Source organism: Acidovorax sp. LjRoot129 (genome assembly GCF_964253765.1).
GTDB lineage: Bacteria > Pseudomonadota > Gammaproteobacteria > Burkholderiales > Burkholderiaceae_C > Acidovorax.
In genome coordinates this window covers 863,690-884,676 of the sequence record NZ_CAXUSE020000001.1, presented here as the reverse complement: position 1 = coordinate 884,676, position 20,987 = coordinate 863,690, and the positions used below count along the sequence as shown (strand labels likewise).

Below are 20,987 nucleotides of genomic sequence, written 5' to 3'. Positions count from 1 at the left end.
CGCGGCGCATCGAGACCTTGCACCGGTTTCAAGGCCCCATGCCCACCAGCCGCAGCAGCGTGCCACGCGCTACCTGCTCGCGTGCGGGCGGCGACAGCTGCGCCAGAAAGCCCTGCACGCTCGCGTACTTGCTGTCGTCGCTGGCCGCAGAGCGGTGGCTGGCGTCGGTGCCCACCAGAAAACGCCCGGGCTTTTCCTCAATGAGCGCCAGCCACTCGGGCCAGACCCGTGCCCCATCGCGCAGGATGGTGTAGTCCGGCGAGCGGGGATGGTGCGGCCAGGTGCGCGCGCTGAGCTCGTAATACAGATTGGGGTGCTGCTCCAGCATGCGCCGCGCAAGGAACAGCGGCGTGTACCCGCCGTGCGCCCAGATTACCGGCACATCCGGAAACCGCTGGAGCAGCTGCGAAAGCTCGGCCATGCGTGTGCTCTCGACATGCACCATCACCGGCACCTTGTATTTGCGGGCCAGCTCGAGGATGCCGGTCATCATCGGGCCGGTCACGCCAAAGTCGGTCTCGTCAAAACCGGTAGAGGGGAAATGCGCCACCGAGATTTCGCCGATGCCTTTGTAGACACCGGTCGCGAGCAGGGTGTCGAGCTGCTTGAGCAGCTCGCCGCTGTGCTGCTCCCACTGCAGCCGATAGGCCGTGCGCTCGGGCGATATCGAGGCAAATGGAATCAGCACGCCCGGATGCTGGCGCGCGGCCTCGGCCACTGATTCGTTGCTGCTGCGCCCGCCCCAGAACACCACTGCGTGGCTCGCGCCCCAGCGGGCCATCAGCTCCAGCTGCATCGGCAGGCTATTGAGGTGCACGTGGGCATCGACAAACGGGATGGGCGTTCCGGCTGAGGACGGCGTGGGTGTTGCGGACGCGGTGGGCTCTGCAGCACCCCGCTGTACGGGCTGCCGGGCGCGCCGCACGGGCTCGGTCGGGTCGGCCTGCGGCCAAGCAGAGAGCGACATCAGCATCAGGCACGCGGCAAGGAGAACTCGCGTCATGGTGGCCAGCGCGCAGCGAGCGCGCGGGAGTGGATGGGATGCGGAAATTCTACAAAGACGTTCCGGCACAGGGCCCACTCAAACCCCGCGCCCATAGCTGCGCCATCGACCGCTCCGTGTGGCGGCCGAACCCTATTGCGATGCAGAGGCCCAGGTCACGCCCTCTGTGTGCGAGGACACTGTCGCCACCAGCCACCACAGCACGCTAGGCAACCCGGGCCGCGCCGGGTGCCCCGCGTGCTTTTTCAGCGCGTGTTGGCGTGGAGGTCGTCGGTGACGGCCGACGCTCAGGCCGCCATCGCCGTGGGCTCTGCGCGCATGGGCGCCGAAGCCGCGCGGTTTGCGCCGGAGGACGACGCACCGTTGGCAAAACCGGCTTCGATTTCGCCGGCCAGCTGGCCGCCCTCTTCCACCACGAGCTTGCCGTAGCGGATCTTGCCGTGGACCTTGCCGGTGCTGTAGATCACGAGCTTTTGGCGCACGGTCAGCGTGCCGTTGAACTCGCCGTGGATCTCGGCGATGTCGATCTCGGCCGAGCCGCGGAAGGCACCGTTCTCCGAGATCTGGATCACGCGCGAATCCATGGTGGCTTCGACTGTGCCCTCGACCACCAGCGTGTCGCAATCGGTGATCTCGACGCCCTTGAGCTTGATGTTGGGGCCTACCGTCAGTTTGCTGCCGGTGGAATCTGATGCTGCCTTGGCCGCGGCGGCTCCCGTCAGCGATTGCGAATTGACGACACTGCTGGCCGCGGTGCCGGACAGCCCTGTGCCGGAAGCGGATGGGGTGGGTGTGGAAGTGGTGGCGCTGTGGCGGGGTTGGAACGATTCGGGTTCACGCTTGCCAAAGAAAGGGTTTTGCACGGCCATCAGATCTCCTTGAAAAGAGGTTCATCGTAGGGACCGCGCGTAGGGAAAGATGCCTTCGTTACGCAAGAACGGTAACCAAACGGTTCTCTGGTTGCATGCACTTGCAAGGCTTGCGGGATCACACATCCATCGCGCAGGGATGGATTCCGGAAAGCCTGATCAAGACACGATGTACGCCGCCGCCCCCGCCGACATGATCTGGCCATCGGGACCCAAGAACTCCATGCGCGTGCTGGCCACGCGCGACCCCAGGCGCAGCACGTGCGCGCGCAGCTCGAAGTGCGTCCCGATGCCCGGGCGCAGGTAGTCAATGCGCAGATCGATCGTGCCCAGCTTGGCAAAACGGTGCAGGCGCTGCTCCGGCGGTTCGTCCATGTGTTTGGCGCCAATCGCGGCCATCACCGCCAGGCCGCCCATGGCGTCAAGCCCCGCGCTGATCACACCGCCGTGGATGCGGTTGTACGCGTAGTGCCCCACCAGCTCGGGCTTCATGTCGATGCGGCCGGTTACGCCGTCGGGGCGCAGGCTGGTGACCTTCAGGCCCAGCACCTGGTTGAACACGATCTTCTCTTCAAAGATGGCCTTGAGCCCGGCAACGAAGTCTGGCTCGAAATGCTCTGGCGGCGCGGTGGTGTGGGTGGTTTTGCTCATGCGGTTCCTGTGCGGTGGCGCCCGGCCTGCTGAAGGCAACAGCGCCGATTGCTATTATTTTTATAGCTATGAGTGCATATAAATAAGGCGCTGGCAGCCATTTTGACCTAAAAATGCAAGGCGTACCCCTGTTACGCGGTGAGGCCCCTGCGATGCGCAGTGCTGCGGCGGTCCGCACGGCTGCTCCCCACAGGACCCGTCGCGCGCCCATCCCAGCCCTCACCGCAAACCCGGCTGCGCCGCCCGTCGTGTTCAATGCGATGAACGGGGCATGCAGCGTTGGCGCGGTGTTCCGTCCGCAGCGCTTGCGCGCGCCCCTTGCGATGTCACCAGCGCGACACAGCGCGATCTGCGTCTCCACGCACACCCCGCTCTCTACCTGTGCATTCGGCGCCCTGCGCCCCGCGCGGCATCCGCCGCAACCCTTATTGCGCCCTGCCCCGCGCTGCGTCAATATGCGCCGCTGCCTCTACGACCGACCATCAGGGTTAGCCCCGAGTGCGGTGCGCCTGCAGCGCGTGCACCATTATTTATGCAAAGCAATCGCTTTGTAAAAATATTCTGCAGGACCTGCGCGAGCGAGGATGCACACAGCGCACGTCCCCTGGGCACGCGTTTCGCCCCGCCCGATTTGCGTGAGTCCTATTCTGGAGAGCCAGGGTGCAATTCGTCCAACTGTTGATCAGCGGTGTTTCGCAGGGATGCATCTACGGGTTGATCGCGTTGGGCTTTGTGCTCATCTACAAAGCCACTGAAACCGTGAGCTTTGCGCAGGGCGAACTCATGATGTTGGGCGCCTTCTGCGGCCTTGCGCTCATGACGGTGCTGGGCTTTCCCTTCTGGGTGGCGGTGCTTGCCAGCATTCTGGCCATGGGGCTGTTTGGGACGGTGCTAGAGCGCGCCGTCATCCGCCCCATCCTCGGCCAGCCGGCTTTCTCCATCGTCATGCTCACCATCGGCATTGGCTATGTGCTGCGCGGGCTGGTGACCATGATCCCCAACATCGGCACCGACACGCACACGCTGCCTGTGCCGTACAAGGACATGTCCTTTCGCCTTGGCGCGCTCGTGCTCAACGCCGAGCAGTTGGTGGTGATCGGCGCCACGGCCGCGCTGTGTGTGCTGCTGTTCGCGATGTTCCGCTACAGCAAGCTGGGCATCGCGATGCAGGCTTCGTCGCAGAACCAGCTGGCGGCTTATTACATGGGCATCCCGGTGCAGCGGCTCAACGGGCTGGCCTGGGGCCTGGCCGCTGCGGTGGCCGCCGTGGCGGGCCTGCTGCTGGCGCCCATTACCTTCGTGCACGCCAACATGGGGCTCATCGGGCTCAAGGCTTTTCCGGCCGCTGTGGTGGGTGGCTTTGGCAGCCTGCCGGGCGCGATTGTGGGCGGGCTTGTCATCGGCATTGTCGAGTCGCTTTCGGGCTTTTACCTGCCCGATGGCTTCAAGGACACGGCGGCGTACATCGTGGTGCTGATCATGTTGATGGTCAAACCTAACGGTCTGTTCGGCGAAAAGCTCAGGAAGAAAGTCTGACCCCATGCGCTTTCTTTTCAAGACCTCTTACGAACAAGACCTGCGCCTGGCCAAACATGGCGGGCATGTCTTTTGGTACAGCCTGCTGGCCGCAGGGCTGGTCGCAGCACCCTGGGTGGCGCCGGAGTACTGGCTGGCGCAGCTCACCTTTGTACTGATCTACGCCATCGTGGGCCTGGGGCTCATGCTGCTGGCCGGGTTCACGGGGCTGTTTTCGCTGGGGCACGCGGCCTTCTTGGGCGTTGGGGCGTACACGCAGGCGGTGCTCACGGGCATGGGCTGGCCGTTTGCGCTGTCGCTGGCCTGTGCGGCGGGGCTGTCGGCCGCCGTGGGCGTGGTGGTGGGCCTGCCCGCGCTGCGCGTCAAGGGCATCTACCTGGGCATGGCCACACTGTCGTTTGGGTTCATCGTCGAGGAAGTGTTTGCGCGGTGGGAGTCGGTCACAGGCGGCAACTCCGGCAAGCACCTGGTGCCTCCTGAGATATGGGGATTCAAGTTCGAGTCCACCGAATCGTTCTACTTTCTGTGCCTCGTGATTGCCGTGGTCAGCACGCTGGCCATCCTGAACCTGCTGCGCTCCTCCACGGGCCGGGCCTTCGTGGCCATCCGTGATTCGGAGATCTCGGCGCAGAGCATGGGCATCCACCTGGCGCGGTACAAGACGCTGTCGTTCTCCATCTCCGCCGCCCTGGCCGGCATCGGCGGCGCACTGTATGCGCACAAGCTGCAGTTCATCTCGCCCGACCAGTTCAACATCCTGCAGTCCATCGACCTGCTGCTGATGATCGTGATCGGTGGGCTGGGCTCGGTGCATGGCGCGTTCCTGGGGGCCATCTTCCTCATCACCATGCCGCAGATGATTTCGCTCAGCAAGGACTGGCTTCCCGCCTCCATCGGCCAGGCGCCGGGCCTGCAGGCTGTCGTCTATGGGGTGGTGCTGATCGCCTTTGTGCTGTTCGAGCCCATGGGCCTGTATGGCCGCTGGCTCAAGGTGCGCACCTGGCTGCAGATGTTTCCGTTCTACCGCAGGGGCCTGTTCAAGCGGCAGAAGTCATTCCAAAAGTCTGATCGTCTGAGATGACCGACAACATCCTGCTTTCGGCCCAGAACCTCAGCGTGCGCTTTGGCGGCGTGCTCGCGGTCAACAACGTGAGCTTCGACGTGCGCCGGGGCGAGGTGTTCACCCTCATCGGCCCCAACGGCGCGGGCAAGACCACGGTGTTCAACCTCATCAGCCGCATCTACACGCCCACCACCGGCACCATCGCGTATGCCGGGCCGGGCGGCGCCATGCTGCCTTTGAGCGACCAGCCGCCGCACAAGGTGGCGGGCCTGGGGATCGCCCGCACCTTCCAGAACATTGAACTGTTTGAGCACGCGAGCGTGCTGCACAACCTGCTGATCGGCCGCCACACGCGCCGCGAGACCGGACTGTGGGCCGAGATGTTGTTCACCCGCAAGGTGCGCGACGCCGAGGTGCGCGCCCGCGAGAAGGCCGAACAGGTCATCGACTTCCTCGACCTGCAGCACTACCGCGACACGCTGGTGGCCGGCCTGCCGTACGGCGTGCGCAAGGTGGTGGAGCTGGCGCGCGCGCTGTGCACCGAGCCCCAGTTGCTGCTGCTCGACGAGCCCTCGTCGGGCCTGAACGTGGAGGAGACCGACGACATGGCTTTCTGGATCCAGGACATCCAGCATGAGCTGGGCATCACGGTGCTGATGGTGGAGCACGACATGTCACTGGTGTCCAAAGTGTCCGACCGCGTACTGGCCATGAACCAGGGCGAAGTGGTGGCCATGGGCACGCCGCGCGAGGTGCAGGCCCACCCCGGCGTGATCGAGGCGTACCTGGGCACCATCGACGACGTGAGCAACCTGCGGCGTCCGGCAGGCGCCAGCCTGGGAGCGCGAGCATGAGCGCCGTGCTTGCAGCCGCCCCCATACAGCCCGTCGTGGCCGACCAGCCCCTGCTGCGCCTGCAGAACGTCGAGAGCGCCTACGGCCCCATCAAGGCCATCCGCGGCGTGAGCCTGCAGGTGCGGCGCGGCGAGATCGCGGCGGTGCTGGGCAGCAACGGCGCGGGCAAGACCACGATCCTCAAGACCATCAGCGGCATCATCGACCCGCGCAAAGGGTCCATCGAATTCGCGGGCGTCGACATCACCGCCAACGACCCCGCGGCCATCGTGCGCCGAGGCCTCATGCACGTGCCGGAAGGGCGCGAGGTGTTTGCCCTGCTGTCCGTGCGCGACAACCTGCTGATGGGTGCCTACACCCGCAAAGACGCCGACGCCGTGGCCCGCGACATCGAAACCGTGTACGGCTACTTCCCCATCCTGAAAGAGCGTGCCGCGCAAGACGCCGGATTGCTCTCAGGCGGGCAGCAGCAGATGCTGGCCATCTCGCGCGCCCTCATGGCCAACCCCGAGCTCATCCTGCTCGACGAGCCCAGCCTGGGCCTATCGCCCAAGCTCACCAAGGAAATCTTCGAGATCGTGGTGCGCATCAACCGCGAGCGCGGCACCACCATCTTGCTGGTGGAGCAGAACGCGAACATGGCGCTCAACGCATCGGACTACGGCTACGTGCTGGAGAACGGCCGCATCGTGATGGAAGACAGCTGCGAGCGCCTGCGCGAGAAGGACGACATCAAGGAGTTCTACCTGGGCATGAAGGACGAAGGTGTGCGGGGCGAGCGGCGGTGGAAGAAGAAAAAGACTTGGCGGTGACATGAAGCACCCCCTGTGTCGCTTCGCGCCTTCCCCCTCTCTCGACTCGCTGCGCGAGTGGGGTGGGGGACGCCCCCAGCACGGCGGGGCGGCCCTTGCGCGGGGGCGCTGGCCTAGGCCTCGGCGGTTTCATGCGCTGCCAATGAAGCACTGCGGAGTGGATCACTGACATGTCGAATCTCTGGGACCTCGATCACATCCAGCCCGCTGGCACCGACGTGCTGGCCGGCACCACCATGTCTGCCATGTTCTGGAACGCCGTGGCATTGCGTGGCCCCAACGTGTGGATGCGCCAAAAAGAAATGGGCATCTGGAAGAGCTGGACCTGGGACCAGACTGCCGAGGCCGTGCGCGAGATCGCGGGCGGGCTCATGTCGCTGGGCTTTGCGCGGGGCAACTGCGCATCCATCCTGTCGAGCACCAACATCGAGTGGGTGCTGGCGGACTTGGCCGTGCTCAGCTGTGGCGGTGTGTCCAACGGCATCTACCCCACCGACGCGGCTGCGCAGGTGCACTATTTGAGCGAAGACTCCGCGACCAGCGTGTTGTTTGTCGAAGACGACGAGCAGCTCGACAAAGCACTGGAGGTGCGCGGCGGATTGGCGCAGTTGCGCAAGATCGTCGTGTTCGACATGGAGGGTCTGCGGGGCCTGGACGACCCGGACATCATCAGCCTGGCTGCGCTGCGCGAGGTCGGCCGCGCGTGGAACCAACAGAACCCCGACGCACTCATGCGTCGCGTGCAGGCCTGCCAGCCCGACGATGTGGCCATCCTGGTCTACACCTCGGGCACCACGGGCAAGCCCAAGGGCGCCATGCACACCCACGCCGCGCTCACCTACACCGTGCGCGGCTACAACACGCTGATCTCGCGCACCGAAGACGACGAGGCCATGTGTTTCCTGCCGCTGTGCCACATTGCCGAGCGCATGGGCGGAGAGTACTTTTCGCTGTACACCGGCTCGCGCCTGAACTTTGTCGAGAACCCAGACACCGTGCCAGAGAACGTGCGCGAGATCGCCCCCACCGTGTTCACCGCCGTGCCGCGGGTGTGGGAGAAGTTCTATTCGGGCGTGATGATTGCGCTCAAGGAATCCACCGCGCTGCAACAGGCGGCCTATGCATGGTCGATTGGCGTGGGCACGCGCATCGCCGACAGGGTGCTGGCGGGCCAGCCGGTGGGCGGTCTGCTGAAGCTGCAGTTCCAGCTGGCGCGCTTTCTGGCGCTGAACAACGTGCGCAAGCTCATCGGCATCCACCGCGCGCGTTTTCTGGTCACGGGCGCCGCGCCCATCTCGCCCGAACTGGTGAAGTGGTACCTGGCCCTGGGCGTGCCCATGCTGGAGGTGTGGGGCATGACGGAGACCTGCGGCGCCGCCACCGGCGTGCCGGCCAACCGCATCAAGCCTGGCTCCATCGGCCCTGCTGCGGCGTACAACGAGGTGCGCATCGACCCCGCCACCGGAGAGATTTTGGTGCGCGGCCCCAACGTGTTCAAGGGCTATCTCAACCTGCCGGAGAAGACGGCCGAGACCATCGACGCCGACGGCTGGCTGCACACGGGTGATGTGGGCACCGTCGACGCCGACGGCTACCTGCGCATCACCGACCGCATGAAGGACATCATCATCACGGCGGGCGGCAAGAACATCACGCCCAGCGAGCTGGAGAACGAACTCAAGTTCAGCCCCTACATCACCGACGCGGTGGTCATTGGCGACAAGCTTCCGTACCTGACGGTGATCATCATGATCGACCAGGAGAACGTGGAAAAGTTTGCGCAGGACAGCGACGTACCGTTTTCCAACTACGCCAGCCTGACCCGCGCCCGCGAGGTGCAGGACCTGATCCAGGCCGAGATCGACCGCGTGAACAACCAGTTTGCGCGCGTGGAGCAGATCAAGAAATTCTTCCTGCTCGACACGCAGCTCACCGCCGAGGACGAAGAGCTGACGCCCACCATGAAGCTAAAACGCAAGCTGGTGCAGCAGAAGTACGCGCCCCAGATTGAGGCGATGTACCGGTAGGCACCGGTCTCGACAGGCTCAGGCTGAACGGATGGGGATGGCGAGTTCACATGCCCACACGGTTCAGGCTGGGCTTATCGAAGCCAGGGCAAGCCCCACCGCGATCCGACCAGGATAGGGAAAGTGCTGGTGCCCCACCCCGGGCATCGTTCTATAACGAGCGATCGTGTTCGATCCAACCGAAGGAGACGTGCCATGAAACTTCATTCCATCGCAGCCGTTGCTGTCATGGCTCTGGCAACTGGCGCCGCGCACGCGCAGGCCACCCAGGGCGTGAGCAAGGACACCATCACGCTGGGCTCCATCCAGGATCTGTCGGGCCCGCTGGCGGGCTTTGGCAAGCAGGTGCGGCTGGGCATGATGCTGCGCGTGGACGAGGCCAACGAGCAAGGCGGCGTCAACGGCCGCAAACTCGACCTCAAGGTGGAAGATTCTGGCTACGACCCCAAGAAGGCGGTGCTGGCCGCGCAGAAGCTCGTGAACCAGGACAAGATCTTCATGATGATTGCGCACATTGGCACGGCGCAAAACCTGGCTGCCATGCCCGTGCAGTTCAGCAAGAACGTGATCAACTTCTTCCCGGTCACGGCCGCGCGCGAAATGTACGAGCCCTTCCACAAGCTCAAGTACTCGTTTGCCGCCACCTACTACGACCAGATCCGCCTGGCCGCGCCCAAGCTCATCAAGGAAAAGGGCGCCAAAAAAATCTGCACCATCTACCAGGACGATGAGTTCGGGCTGGAGGTGATGCGCGGTGGCGAGGCAGCGCTCAAGGCCCTGGGCATGGAGTTCACCGAGAAGACCTCGTACAAGCGCGGCGCCACCGATTTCTCATCGCAGGTCGCCAAGATGAAGTCGTCCGAATGCGACTTTGTGATCCTGGGCACCATCATCCGCGAGACGATTGGCACCATTGGCGAGTCGCGCAAGACGGGCTTCAACCCCACCTTCCTCGGCTCCAGCGCCGCATACACCGACCTCATCCACAAGCTGGGCGGCAAGCCCATGGACGGCCTGTACGCCACCATGACGGTGCAGCATCCGTATCTGGACGAGGCGAGCCAGCCCATCCGCTTCTGGGCCAACAAGTACAAGACCAAGTTCAACGAAGACCCCACGGTGTTCTCGGTGTACGGTTACAACGCGATCGATGCTTTCATCAAGGCCGCCCAAAAGGCAGGCCCCGGTCTGAGCACCGACAGCTTCATCAAGGCCATGGACACCATGGTGATGCCGCCCGACATGTTCGGCAGCGCAGAGGGAACCTTCGGCCCGCAAAAGCGCCTGGGCAGCGACCTGTCCCGCCTGTCGCAAATTACCGATGGCAAATGGAAAGTGGTGTCGGACTACGTGAAGTAACCGCGCCGCTACTCCGCCATAGAGCCGCCATGGGGCGGCTTTTTCTTTGGGGGGTGCGTTCGGGCCCGGTCAATGGCAAAATTTAACCAAGCAGTAACTTTGCATAAATAGACAGACAGGATCGCCGCCATGATCGAACGCACCCTCTTCCAGGCCGACCACCAGGCCTTTGCCGACAGCTTCCGCCGCTTCATCGAGAAAGAAGTGACACCCCACCACGCCGACTGGGAAGACCAGGGCTACGTGGCACGCGAGGTGTGGAGCCAGGCGGGCGCCAACGGCTTCTTGTGCATGAGCCTGCCCGAAGAGTACGGCGGCGCCGGGGCAGACAAGCTCTATTCGGTGGCGCAGATGGAAGAACTGGCGCGCGCCGGCACGACCGGCATCGGCTTTGGGCTTCACAGCGAGATCGTGGCGCCGTACATCCTGCACTACGGCACCGAAGAGCAAAAGCGCCGCTACCTGCCGCAGATGGCCAGCGGGGCCATGGTGGGCGCAATCGCCATGAGCGAGCCCGCCGCGGGCAGCGACCTGCAGGGCATCAAGACCACCGCCATGAAGAGCGCCGATGGATCGCACTATGTGCTGAACGGCAGCAAGACCTTCATCACCAACGGCTGGCATGCCGACCTGGTGATCGTGGTCGCCAAGACCGACCCGGCAGCCGGGGCCAAGGGCACCAGCCTCTTCCTGGTGGAGCGCGGCATGCCTGGGTTTGAAAAAGGCCAGCGCCTCAAGAAGATGGGAATGAAGGCGCAGGACACCTCCGAGCTGTTCTTCACCGACGTGAAGGTGCCCGCGGCCAACCTGCTGGGTGGCCCCGCCATGGAAGCGCGCGGCTTCATCTGCCTGATGGAGCAACTACCGTGGGAGCGCCTGCAGATTGCTATCACCGCCGTGTCCGCCGCGCAGGCCGCCATCGACTGGACGGTGGACTATGTCAAGGACCGCAAGGTCTTCGGCCAGAGCGTGGCCTCATTCCAAAACACCCGCCACACCCTGGCCGAGCTGCAGACCCAGGTGCAGGTGGCGCGTGTGTTCGTCGACAAGTGCTGCGAGCTGATCGCTAACGACCAACTCGACACCCAGACCGCCAGCATGGCCAAGTACTGGACGACCGACCTGCAGTGCAAGGTCATGGACGAATGCGTGCAGCTCTTCGGCGGCTACGGCTACATGTGGGAATACCCCATCACCCGCGCCTACGCCGATGCACGCGTGCAGCGCATCTACGGCGGCACGAACGAGATCATGAAAGAGGTGATTGCGCGCGCCATGGGCCTGGGCAAATAGCACCATGGACTGCGCCGCACGTAGCGCCCGCAGCAGCGCGCAAAACAGCGCCGCGTTGCGCGCCCCCCGCCGTCACAGGTACCAGGCGGCGCGGGCTTCCTCGGGGCTGAGCGGCGCCCCGGGACGGCGGTCTGTGACGTTCAGCCAGGCGCGGATGCCTTGGCTGCCACTCAGCGCGCGCATCAGCAGCAACCCGGCGCCGATGCCGCGAACGGCGGCCGCACCGCGCGAGGGCGCCATGAAGGCCGCCACCGCCAACGCACTGGATGCGGCCAGCACCACGTGGTGCTCCAGCGCAAACCCGTCACGCGTGTCGTCGTACTCGATGGCGCCACGGGCCATGCGCTGCACGGCAGAGGATGTGTTTGTTTTCATAGCCAGAAATTTAGATAGCGACTGCAGAAAGATAGTGCAAAAACGGCTGGGCCGGCGTCAGAGATTGTGCTGTCGTGGCGTGGGTCGGCCGGGCGCCGTTCGCTGTCGATGTGTACGAAGCGTGTTTTAAGGCACTGCGCATTTCCCATGCGACTTTCACGGCATCACGTAGCAAGGCCCTGTATGGGCTTGTTCGGCCTTGCCTTCGTTTAAAGACCACCGGAGACCATTCATGACCGAAGCCTATGTATTCGATGCGCTGCGCACCCCGCGCGGCAAGGGCAAGAAGGACGGCACCCTGCACGAGGTCAAGCCCATCGACCTGCTCACTGGCTTGCTGATCGAGCTGCAGGCGCGCCACCGCTTTGACACAGCCGCGGTGGACGATGTGGTCATGGGTATCGTCTCGCCCGTGGGCGAACAGGGCTCGGTGCTGCCCAAGGTGGCCGCGCTCAAGGCCGGGTGGGACTTTCGCTGTGCGGGTGTGCAGGTCAACCGCTTCTGCGCATCCGGCCTTGAAGCCGTGAACCTGGCCGCGCAAAAAGTGCGCAGCGGCTGGGAAGACCTGGTGGTGGCCGGTGGCGTGGAGAGCATGAGCCGCGTGCCCATCGGCTCCGACGGCGGTGCCTGGGCGCAAGACCCCGCCACCAATTCGGAAACGCTGTTCGTGCCCCAGGGCATCGGCGCCGACCTGATCGCCACGCTGGACGGCTACACCCGCGCCGACGTGGACGCCTTCGCGCTCGAATCGCAGCGGCGCGCCACCGCGGCGCGTGCCGCCGGCCACTTCAAGAATTCCATCGTGCCCGTGCGCGACTTCATCGGCCAGACCATCCTGGCGGAAGACGAATTCATCAAGCCCAAGACAACCCTCGAAGGCCTGGGCGCGCTGAAAGCATCGTTCGAGCAACTGGGCGGCATGGGCTTCGATGCCGTGGCGCTGCAGCGCTACCCGCAGGTAGAACGCATCCACCACGTGCACCACGCGGGCAACTCGTCGGGCATCGTGGACGGTGCAGCCGCCGTGCTCATCGGCAACGAGGCCGCCGCCAAGGCCCACGGTCTCACGCCGCGCGCGCGCATCGTGGCCACGGCACTGAGCGGTGCAGACCCCACCATCATGCTCACCGGCCCCGTGCCCGCCGCCAAAAAGGCGCTGGCCCGTGCGGGCATGACCATCGACCAGATCGATTTGTTCGAAGTCAACGAGGCCTTTGCCGCCGTGCCCATGCGCTTCATGCGCGAGCTGGCCGTGCCCCACGACAAGGTCAACGTGAACGGCGGCGCCATCGCCATGGGCCACCCGCTGGGCGCCACGGGCGCGATGATCCTCGGCACCCTCATCGACGAGCTGCACCGCCGGGGGCAGCGCTATGGTTTGGCCACGCTGTGCGTGGGCGGCGGCATGGGCATCGCCACCATCGTTGAACGCGTATGAGGAACAACCCCCTGAGCGGCTGCGCCGCTTCCCCCTTCTCTCATCGCTGCGCGATGGGAAGGGGGACGACGCCACTGGCCTGGCAAAGCCAGTTCCACGGCGTCCGCTGGCCTCGGCCACGCTTCTTCTAAGGCCGCGCCCCATAGCTGCGCCACGGCGCATTACAGATTCGGAGACATCAGCATGCAAACCATCCGCTACGAACTCATCCCCGCCCAGGGCACCGAAGGCCAGGTCGCCGTCATCACGTTCGACGAAACCAACTCCCCCGTCAACACCATGTGCCGCCAGTGGCAGCAAGAGCTGGGCGAGGTCACGGCCCAGGTGCTGGGCGACCGCGAACGCCTGGGCGCCGCGCTCAAGGGCATCGTGCTCGCATCCGCCAAGACCAGCTTCTTTGCCGGCGCAGACCTCAAGGCGACCATGCGCCTCACGCCCGCCGACGCGCCCGCCGTGTTCGGCGAAATCGAGCGCATGAAGGCGCACTTCCGCACGCTCGAAACACTGGGCATCCCCGTGGTGGCCTGCCTCAACGGCGCCGCGCTAGGCGGTGGCTGGGAAGTCGCCCTGGTAGCCCACTACCGCATCGCCGTGGCCGACGCCAAGATCCAGTTCGGCCTGCCCGAGGTCACGCTGGGCCTGATGCCCGGCGCCACCGGCGTGACCAAGATGACGCGCCTGCTGGGCCTGATGGGCGCGCAGCCCTACATCCTGGAAGGCAAGCTCTTCAACCCCGACGAAGCGCTGGAGCTGCAACTGGTGCACGAGCTGGTCGCTACGCGCGAGCAGCTGCTGCCCGCAGCCCTGGCCCACATCGCCACCCACCCGCACGCCGTGCAGCCGTGGGACGACAAGAACTACAAGATGCCCGGCGGCACACCCCCCAACCCCAAGATCGCCAGCGCCCTGACGGTCGCGCCCGCCATGCTCAAGAAGACCACCCGCGGCCGCTACCCCGCGCCCGAGGCAGCGCTGGCCGCCATGGTCGAAGGCGCGATGGTGGACTACGACACCGCCCTGCGCATCGAAAGCCGCTACCTCGCCCGCCTGATGACCGGCCCCGTGGCGCGCAACATGATCAACACGTTCTTCTTCGACATGAACGCGATCAAGAGCGGCAAGTCGCGCCCCGGCGCCACCCCACGCTACAGGCCCCAAAAAGTCGGCATCCTGGGCGCCGGCATGATGGGCGCGGGCATCGCCTGGGCCCAGGCCAGCCGGGGCATTGCCACGGTGCTCAAGGACGTGAGCGCGGAGAAGGCCGAGGCCGGCAAGGCCTACAGCGCCAAGCTCACCCAGGCCCGCGTGGACAAGGGCCGCATGACGGCTGAAGCGCAGCAAGCGCTGCTGGCCCGCATCACGCCCACCGCCAGCGCGTCCGACATGGCGGGCTGCGACCTCATCATTGAAGCCGTGTTCGAAAGCCGCGACCTCAAGGCCCAGGTCACGCAAGAGGCCGAGCCGCAACTCGCCCCCAGCGGCTTCTTCGCCAGCAACACCTCCACCCTGCCCATCAGCGGCCTGGCCACGGCCAGCAGCAAGCCCGAAAAGTTTGTCGGCATCCACTTCTTCAGCCCCGTGGACAAGATGAAGCTGGTGGAGATCATCCGCGGCAAACAGACGGATGACGAAACCGTGGCCCGCGCGTTCGACTACGTGCAGGCCCTTGGCAAGGTGCCCATCGTGGTCAACGACTCACGCGGCTTCTACACCAGCCGCACCTTCGGCACCTTTGTGATGGAAGGCGCCGCCATGCTGGGCGAAGGCATCCCCGCCGCCGCCATTGAAAACGCCGCCATGCAGGCCGGCCTGCCCGTGGGCCCACTGGCCGTGCTGGATGAAACCGCGCTGACCCTAAGCGTGCACGTGCTGGACCAGACCCGCGCCGACTACGCGGCCGAAGGCAAGACCTACACCGTCACACCCGGCGAGCTGCTGGTGGAACGCATGGTCAAAGAGTTGAAGCGCCCTGGCCGTGCGGGCGGCGGCGGTTTTTACGACTACCCCGCTGGCGCCAAGAAGCACCTGTGGCCCGAGCTGAAAGCTCTGTTCGAAAAGCCCGGCGTGGAATGGAGCGTGCAGGAGGTCCAGGACCGTCTGCTCTACCGCCAAGCCATCGAAACCGCGCGCTGCCTGGCCGAGGGCGTGTTGACCAGCGTGCATGACGCGAACATTGGGTCGATTTTTGGGATCGGGTTTCCGGCGTGGACGGGAGGGGCGATGCAGTTCGTTTATGGAACGGGTGTTGAGGCGTTCCTGAAGCGTGCGGATGAACTGGCGGCGAAGTATGGAGCGGGGTTCACGTTAGAAACAAAAGTCCGAGATGCCATTCGCGAATTTCAGCCACGCTATTGACTGAACCAGGGCCCTTCAAGTCGGATACCTGAAGGAGCTAACTTCAGGCTCCCGCAATGCATCCCCGACCAACTGCCACATATGTTGGTCTGGGGTTGTTGCGAACACGAACCACAACTCTGCAATGTGCAGGGCGGGAAACACAACCTCCTCCAGAGAGAAACGGCCCTCTCTGTTGAGAAAGATAGCAACTATCAGGTCATCGCCGGAATATTTGCTCAAACCATCGACCAATGCCTGGACAGTTGCACCTTCGTTCAAATGCGCGGGCACTAACTCCTTGAGTTGCACTCGCGCAAAGTGCTGAGCATCAGCAGTCCGCCATGTGGCAACGAAGTCATAGTCACTTGATTCCACGGGGGAAAACAAGACCTGGTGCCCCAGACGCAGTGACATGCCATGGCAAAAAAGCGCAGCATGGCGGAACTCGCGTATGTGCTTCAAGCCGTTGGTTCGTAGATTGCGGACTTGTGGGGACAAGTTTGCGCCTACCATTTGTGCCTCGATCTGGCGGAGTTCACGCAGAACTACCGCGGGGTCACGATACGACAGCGCGGCAAATCCCTTGAGGACCGAGGAGGACTGCGTCACGGACTTTCCCCTTCACCAGCTGTAGAAGACGTTCATGTGATTTTTCCAGTTCGAACGGACTCGTTACGGTCCTGCGTACTCAGCCACCTTAGATGCTCAGTAGAGATAACACCACAAATAGTGAAGAAGCTCGTTTGCGTACTCATTGGCCAAGCAGTTCTCTCTTTCTGTGTAGCGGGCGTGTTCATGGTGTCTCACTCTCCCATGATCAAGACGGACACCATTGGGATGGTCGAAAACATCGACAGAAATTATGTACACCGCGACCAGTTGACTCCTGCGCAGATCAGTGAGTTGAACGAATACAAACGCGCCATCCAAACCAACGAAGACGCTCATTGGGGAAGGCATCGCTTTTCTCGGATGGTGGTGATTTACGGATTCTCGCTATCGGCAGCTTTGAGCCTTGTAGTCGGCTGGCTTCTTGCGCGGCGGGTGTGTCCAGACCCTTCGCAGAGTTAACGCAGCGCTACCCGAGACCACTCCGCCGCTGGGTAAAGTGTCAACTGGCGCTGCTAGCTAACCCAAGCTGCGGCGCTGGGCGCTATTCCCGCTCACTGAATGCCCGCGGCCTTCAAACCCAACATCCCCCGCGCCTCCAGCGGCGACGCCACCTCTCGCCCCGCATTCCTTGCATACCGCGCCAGCTGCTCAATCAACGGCCCGTTCGAATCCGCCTTCGTCCCATCCGGCAGATAGAACGTGTCTTCCAGACCGCTGCGCAAATGCCCCCCCAGCTCGGCCACGCGCTGGTGCACGGGCCAGATCTCGCTGCGGCCGATGACGGTGGCTTGCCAGGGGGCGTCCTTGATCTTCAGCTTGAGCAGGATGGGCAGCAGGTCCGGGTCGGCGGGCATGCCGGATTCGACGCCCATCACAAAGTTGTATTCAGGCAGACCCTGCGTGTACAGGCCCGTCTGCACATACATCTCCACACAGCGCACGATGCCCACGTCGAAGCATTCAAACTCGGGCAGCGTGCCTGTCTCCAGCATCACGTCGATGAAGTCCTTGACCTTGGCGGGCTGGTTGTCGAACAGCATGGGCGGCCAGGCCCAGGTGCCGTTGCTGCGCACCTTCAGGTAGTTGAGCGAACCGGCGTTGCACGCGGCCATCTCGGGGCGGGTGGCGCGCAGGCAGTCGAGCGGGCCTTGGTAGTTGGGGCCCACTACGCCGGTGGTCTGGTTGATGATCAAACCGGGGCAGGCTTCGCGCATGGCTTGCACGCAGTCGCGCGCCACCTGCGGGTCCCAGCTGGGTAGGTGCCCTTTGCCGGGCTCTTGGTTGCGAAAGTGCACATGCACCACGGCGGCGCCTGCGTCGTAGGCGCGACGGGCTTCTTTCGCCAACTGCTCGGGCGTGACGGGCACGTGGTGCTGGCCGGGGTCGGTGAGCACGCCGGTGATGGCGCAGGTGATGATGGCTTTGTTGCCGTGGTCGGTACCGTGCATGCTGCCTGTCTCCTTCAAATGCCGAGCTGACGTGCAGCCAGGTCCTTCATGATTTCTTCCGCACCGCCGCCGATCATCATGACCTTGACCTCGCGGTAGATGCGCTCGCTGACGGTGCCGCGCATGAAGCCCATGCCGCCCAGGATCTGCACGGCCTGGTCGGCGCAGAACTGCATGGTCTGGGTAGCGTGGTTCTTGAGCATGCAGACGTTGGCCACCCACTCTGGGCCGGTTCGGCCCGCATCCGCCTGCGCGGCCACGGATTCGCACCACGCTGCCGTGGACTGGATGCGCATCTGCATGTCGACCAGCTTGTGGCGGATGACCTGGTGTTCCACCAACGCGGCGCCAAAGGTCTTGCGCTGGCGGGCCCAAGCCAGGGCTTCGTCGTAGCAGGCCTCGGCAAAGCCCAGGGCCGACACGGCCAGGCCAAAGCGCTCGCTGTTGAAGTTGGACATGATGATCCGAAAACCCGCGCCCTCTTCGCCCAGCAGGTAGCGCTCCGGCACGCGCACGTTGTCAAAGCGCAGGTGCGCGGTGTCGGAGCAGAGCCAGCCCATCTTGTCGAGGCGCGTGCGTGCCAGGCCTGCGCTGTGGCCGGGGATGAGCAGCATGGAGATGCCGGCACTTCCCTTGCTGCCGGCGTCCCCCGTTCGTACAGCGACCGTGATCCAGTCCGCGCGCATGCCCGACGTGATGAACACCTTCTCGCCCTCGACGATGTAGTCATACCCCTCGCGCCGCGCGGTGGTTTTGAGCTGCGCCACGTCCGACCCTCCACCGGGCTCGGTGATCGCCAGCGCGGCAATCTGTTCGCCCGCCAGCACGGGCGGGATGACCTCGGCACGCACGTGGTCGCTGCCGTGGGCCAGCACGGGCGGCAGGCCGATGTTGTGCGACAGCAGGCTGGCCAGCACGCCGCCACTGGCGCCGTGGCGGCTGAGTGCGCGCCACAGCGGCAGGCGGAGCTGGTAGCTGGCAGGCGTGCCGCCGTACTGCTCAGGGTAGCCCAGGCCCAGCAGGCCCAGGTCGGCCGCGCGGCGGTACAGGCTGCGCGGAAACTCGCCGGCCGCGTCCCAGGCACCGACATGCGGCGCGATCTCGGTGCGGGCGAAGCGGGTGACGGTGTCGGTGAGCGCGGTGCGGTCTTCGTCGCTCACCAACGTCGTATGGGCCGGGGCCGTCATTCGGGTGCTCCTGGCAGGGCGGGCGCAAAGCGGACCAGCACCTGCCCGGGCGCCACCTGCTGGCCGGGCGCGACCAGCAGCTCGGCCACCGTGGCAGCCACGGGGCACGCCAGGCTGTGTTCGAGCTTCATCGATTCGATGACCACCACGGTGTCGCCCGCCGCCAGCGCCTGGCCCGCGGCCACGGGCAGCGCGACCACCTTGCCGTTGAAGGGCGCGCGCAGTTCGGTGGCGCCACCGGCGGCGCCCGCGCGGGCTGCCGGCTCCCACGATGCGTCTTCCACCCAGCCGTCCACCCCACCGGTCTGCCAGTGCCAGCGCAGTCGGCCCACAGGCACGGCGTGCACGGTGTGGTCGGTGAACGGCGCGTCGCCGCCGTGGATGGTGGCGCGCACGGCACCGCCGGGCTGCGGGGTCAGCTGCACCGTGGTGGTGGTCGTGTCTGCGTCGTTCGGCCCTTGCGAGATGTCGGCAGGATGGGCGGCGTCGGCAGGCAGGGCACCCGCGCGCTCCACCTGCAGCCACCCGGCCCCCAGCTCGCGCACCGCCAGCGGCAGCACCGCGCCCTGGTGGCGTAGGCGCAGCGGACGCGCCAGGGCGCACGGCAGGCTGGCGGAGGCTGGAGCGGTGGAAATTGAAGCAAAAATGGCCGCCAGCGCTGAAGGGATAATCGCTGATAGCTCATCTTTTAATAGCAAACCCTGCAAGCCCGATGCATGCTCCGCGAGAAACGGCACCAGCGCTTGCCCACCCTGGAACACCGGGTGGCCCAGGCACGCCGCCAGAAACGCACGGTTGGTGGGCAGGCCCAGTACGCGGGTGCCGTTCAGCGCGCGGACCAAAGCGTCGATGGCCTCGGCCCGCGTGGGCGCGTGCACGATGAGCTTGCCCAGCATGGCGTCGTAGTGGGGCGAGACCTCGGCGCCTTCCTCCAGCGCGTGGTCAAAACGCAGCGCACCCGGCGCGGCACGTTCAAAGGCCGTGGCCGTGGGCGCGCTGAACTGCAGCACACGGCCGGTGTGCGGCCGAAAGTGCGCGTCTTCGGCGCACAGACGCACCTCAATGGCGTGGCCCTGCAGCACGACCTGCGACTGCGTAATGGGCAGTGGCTCGCCGCGCGCGATGCGGATTTGCCACTCGACCAGGTCCACGCCGGTGAGCGCTTCGGTCACCGGGTGCTCCACCTGCAGGCGGGTGTTCATCTCCATCAAGTAGAAATCTTGGCCGTCCAGCAAGAACTCCACCGTGCCCGCGCCGATATACCCAGCAGCCTGCGCCAGCGCCACGGCACAGGCTCCCGTGCGCGCACGCAGCGCGTCGTCCACGGCCGGGCTGGGGGATTCTTCGATGATCTTCTGGTGGCGCCGCTGCACCGAGCAATCGCGCTCGCCCAGGTGGATGCACGCGCCGTGGGCGTCGGCAAAGATCTGCACCTCCACATGGCGCGGCTGCAGCAGCGCGCGCTCGATCAGCAGGTCGCCACAGCCAAAGCCTGCGATCGCTTCGGACCGGGCGCTGGCCAGTGCGGCGGGCAGTTGCGCCGCATCGGTGACCAGCCGCATGCCGCGCCCTCCCCCACCCGCCACGGCCTTGACCATGGCGGGGTAGCCGATGCGCGCGGCCTCTTGCGCAAAACGCTCATCACTCTGCTCGTCACCGGCATAACCTGGCAGGCACGGCACCCCGTGCACCGCCGCCAGCGCCTTGGCCCCCGCCTTGCTGCCCAGCGCGCGGATGGCTGCGGGGGGCGGGCCGATCCAGGTCAGGCCGGCACCGACCACGGCCTGGGCAAAGTCGGCGTTCTCGCTGAGGAAGCCATAGCCGGGGTGCACCGCATCGGCGCCGGTGGCGCGCGCTGCGGCCAGCAGCTTGTCGGTGCACAGGTAGGTGTCGGCACTGGCGGCGCCACCCAGCGCCACGGCCTGCGTGGCTTCGCGCACATGTTGGGCGTTGGCGTCGGGGTCGGAGTAGACGGCCACCGTTTCGATGCCCATGCGGTGGGCGGTGTGGATGATGCGGCGGGCGATCTCGCCGCGATTGGCGATGAGGATCTTGTTCATAGGCTGTGCCCTCGCGGCTCCATCGCCCGCCAGCACGCTGCGCGTGCACGGGCAATGTGCTTC

General features: G+C 65.1%; 18 protein-coding genes. 10 read left to right on the top strand and 8 right to left on the bottom strand.

The window, feature by feature from the left end; genetic code table 11:
* Positions 1-28: 28 nt before the first annotated feature.
* The 3 genes from ACSQ3Q_RS04115 to ACSQ3Q_RS04105 form a co-directional block, all read right to left on the bottom strand.
* A complete protein-coding gene (locus ACSQ3Q_RS04115) occupies positions 29-1,003 on the bottom strand; it encodes an amidohydrolase family protein (RefSeq protein ID WP_436133140.1) in 975 nt (324 codons plus the stop codon).
* Positions 1,004-1,290: 287 nt separating this feature from the next.
* Positions 1,291-1,872: a bactofilin family protein gene (locus ACSQ3Q_RS04110; protein WP_436133139.1), complete on the bottom strand. Its 582-nt coding sequence runs from the start codon at positions 1,870-1,872 to the stop codon at positions 1,291-1,293.
* 159 nt (positions 1,873-2,031) lie between these two features.
* Complete coding sequence (locus tag ACSQ3Q_RS04105) at positions 2,032-2,523, bottom strand: thioesterase family protein (protein WP_436133138.1); 492 nt, start codon at positions 2,521-2,523, stop codon at positions 2,032-2,034.
* Positions 2,524-3,183: 660 nt separating this feature from the next.
* Here ACSQ3Q_RS04105 and ACSQ3Q_RS04100 point away from each other — a divergent pair.
* The 7 genes from ACSQ3Q_RS04100 (at position 3,184) to ACSQ3Q_RS04070 (ending at position 11,467) form a co-directional block, all read left to right on the top strand.
* Positions 3,184-4,059: a branched-chain amino acid ABC transporter permease gene (locus ACSQ3Q_RS04100; protein WP_436133137.1), complete on the top strand. Its 876-nt coding sequence runs from the start codon at positions 3,184-3,186 to the stop codon at positions 4,057-4,059.
* Between the two features lie 4 nt (positions 4,060-4,063).
* The gene (locus ACSQ3Q_RS04095; protein ID WP_436133136.1) at positions 4,064-5,140 is read left to right on the top strand and encodes a branched-chain amino acid ABC transporter permease; all 1,077 of its coding nucleotides are present in this window, start codon (positions 4,064-4,066) and stop codon (positions 5,138-5,140) included.
* Entirely contained in the window at positions 5,137-5,976 is an 840-nt protein-coding gene (locus ACSQ3Q_RS04090; protein ID WP_436133135.1) for an ABC transporter ATP-binding protein, read from the top strand. Before ACSQ3Q_RS04095 ends, ACSQ3Q_RS04090 begins: the two co-directional genes overlap by 4 nt.
* A complete protein-coding gene (locus tag ACSQ3Q_RS04085) occupies positions 5,973-6,788 on the top strand; it encodes an ABC transporter ATP-binding protein (RefSeq protein ID WP_436133134.1) in 816 nt (271 codons plus the stop codon). The genes ACSQ3Q_RS04090 and ACSQ3Q_RS04085 overlap by 4 nt, the downstream gene beginning before the upstream one ends.
* A gap of 170 nt (positions 6,789-6,958) precedes the next feature.
* The gene (locus ACSQ3Q_RS04080; protein ID WP_436133133.1) at positions 6,959-8,815 is read left to right on the top strand and encodes an AMP-dependent synthetase/ligase; all 1,857 of its coding nucleotides are present in this window, start codon (positions 6,959-6,961) and stop codon (positions 8,813-8,815) included.
* A gap of 195 nt (positions 8,816-9,010) precedes the next feature.
* Complete coding sequence (locus ACSQ3Q_RS04075; protein WP_436133132.1) at positions 9,011-10,174, top strand: ABC transporter substrate-binding protein; 1,164 nt, start codon at positions 9,011-9,013, stop codon at positions 10,172-10,174.
* 129 nt (positions 10,175-10,303) lie between these two features.
* Complete coding sequence (locus ACSQ3Q_RS04070) at positions 10,304-11,467, top strand: acyl-CoA dehydrogenase family protein (protein ID WP_436133131.1); 1,164 nt, start codon at positions 10,304-10,306, stop codon at positions 11,465-11,467.
* Positions 11,468-11,539: 72 nt separating this feature from the next.
* Here the strand turns inward: ACSQ3Q_RS04070 and ACSQ3Q_RS04065 are convergent, their stop codons facing one another.
* Positions 11,540-11,842: a hypothetical protein gene (locus ACSQ3Q_RS04065; RefSeq protein ID WP_436133130.1), complete on the bottom strand. Its 303-nt coding sequence runs from the start codon at positions 11,840-11,842 to the stop codon at positions 11,540-11,542.
* 232 nt (positions 11,843-12,074) lie between these two features.
* Between ACSQ3Q_RS04065 and ACSQ3Q_RS04060 the strand changes: the two genes are divergently transcribed.
* Together ACSQ3Q_RS04060 and ACSQ3Q_RS04055 are read left to right on the top strand one after the other, a co-directional pair.
* Complete coding sequence (locus tag ACSQ3Q_RS04060) at positions 12,075-13,280, top strand: acetyl-CoA C-acetyltransferase (protein WP_436133129.1); 1,206 nt, start codon at positions 12,075-12,077, stop codon at positions 13,278-13,280.
* A 183-nt stretch (positions 13,281-13,463) separates the two neighbouring features.
* Complete coding sequence (locus tag ACSQ3Q_RS04055) at positions 13,464-15,635, top strand: 3-hydroxyacyl-CoA dehydrogenase NAD-binding domain-containing protein (protein WP_436133128.1); 2,172 nt, start codon at positions 13,464-13,466, stop codon at positions 15,633-15,635.
* 15 nt (positions 15,636-15,650) lie between these two features.
* Here ACSQ3Q_RS04055 and ACSQ3Q_RS04050 read toward each other — a convergent pair whose 3' ends face one another.
* The gene (locus ACSQ3Q_RS04050) at positions 15,651-16,226 is read right to left on the bottom strand and encodes a hypothetical protein (RefSeq protein ID WP_121941951.1); all 576 of its coding nucleotides are present in this window, start codon (positions 16,224-16,226) and stop codon (positions 15,651-15,653) included.
* 204 nt (positions 16,227-16,430) lie between these two features.
* Between ACSQ3Q_RS04050 and ACSQ3Q_RS04045 the strand changes: the two genes are divergently transcribed.
* On the top strand, positions 16,431-16,688 hold the full coding sequence (locus ACSQ3Q_RS04045; protein ID WP_436133127.1) for a hypothetical protein: 258 nt from the start codon (positions 16,431-16,433) through the stop codon (positions 16,686-16,688).
* 92 nt (positions 16,689-16,780) lie between these two features.
* Here ACSQ3Q_RS04045 and ACSQ3Q_RS04040 read toward each other — a convergent pair whose 3' ends face one another.
* The 3 genes from ACSQ3Q_RS04040 to ACSQ3Q_RS04030 are packed head-to-tail and all read right to left on the bottom strand — an operon-like array spanning position 16,781 to position 20,924.
* A complete protein-coding gene (locus tag ACSQ3Q_RS04040; protein ID WP_436133126.1) occupies positions 16,781-17,677 on the bottom strand; it encodes a 3-keto-5-aminohexanoate cleavage protein in 897 nt (298 codons plus the stop codon).
* Between the two features lie 14 nt (positions 17,678-17,691).
* Entirely contained in the window at positions 17,692-18,864 is a 1,173-nt protein-coding gene (locus tag ACSQ3Q_RS04035) for an acyl-CoA dehydrogenase family protein (protein ID WP_436133125.1), read from the bottom strand.
* Positions 18,861-20,924 carry an acetyl/propionyl/methylcrotonyl-CoA carboxylase subunit alpha gene (locus ACSQ3Q_RS04030; protein WP_436133124.1) on the bottom strand — a complete coding sequence of 688 codons (2,064 nt, stop codon included), beginning with the start codon at positions 20,922-20,924 and terminating at the stop codon, positions 18,861-18,863. The genes ACSQ3Q_RS04035 and ACSQ3Q_RS04030 overlap by 4 nt, the downstream gene beginning before the upstream one ends.
* Positions 20,925-20,987: the final 63 nt, after the last annotated feature.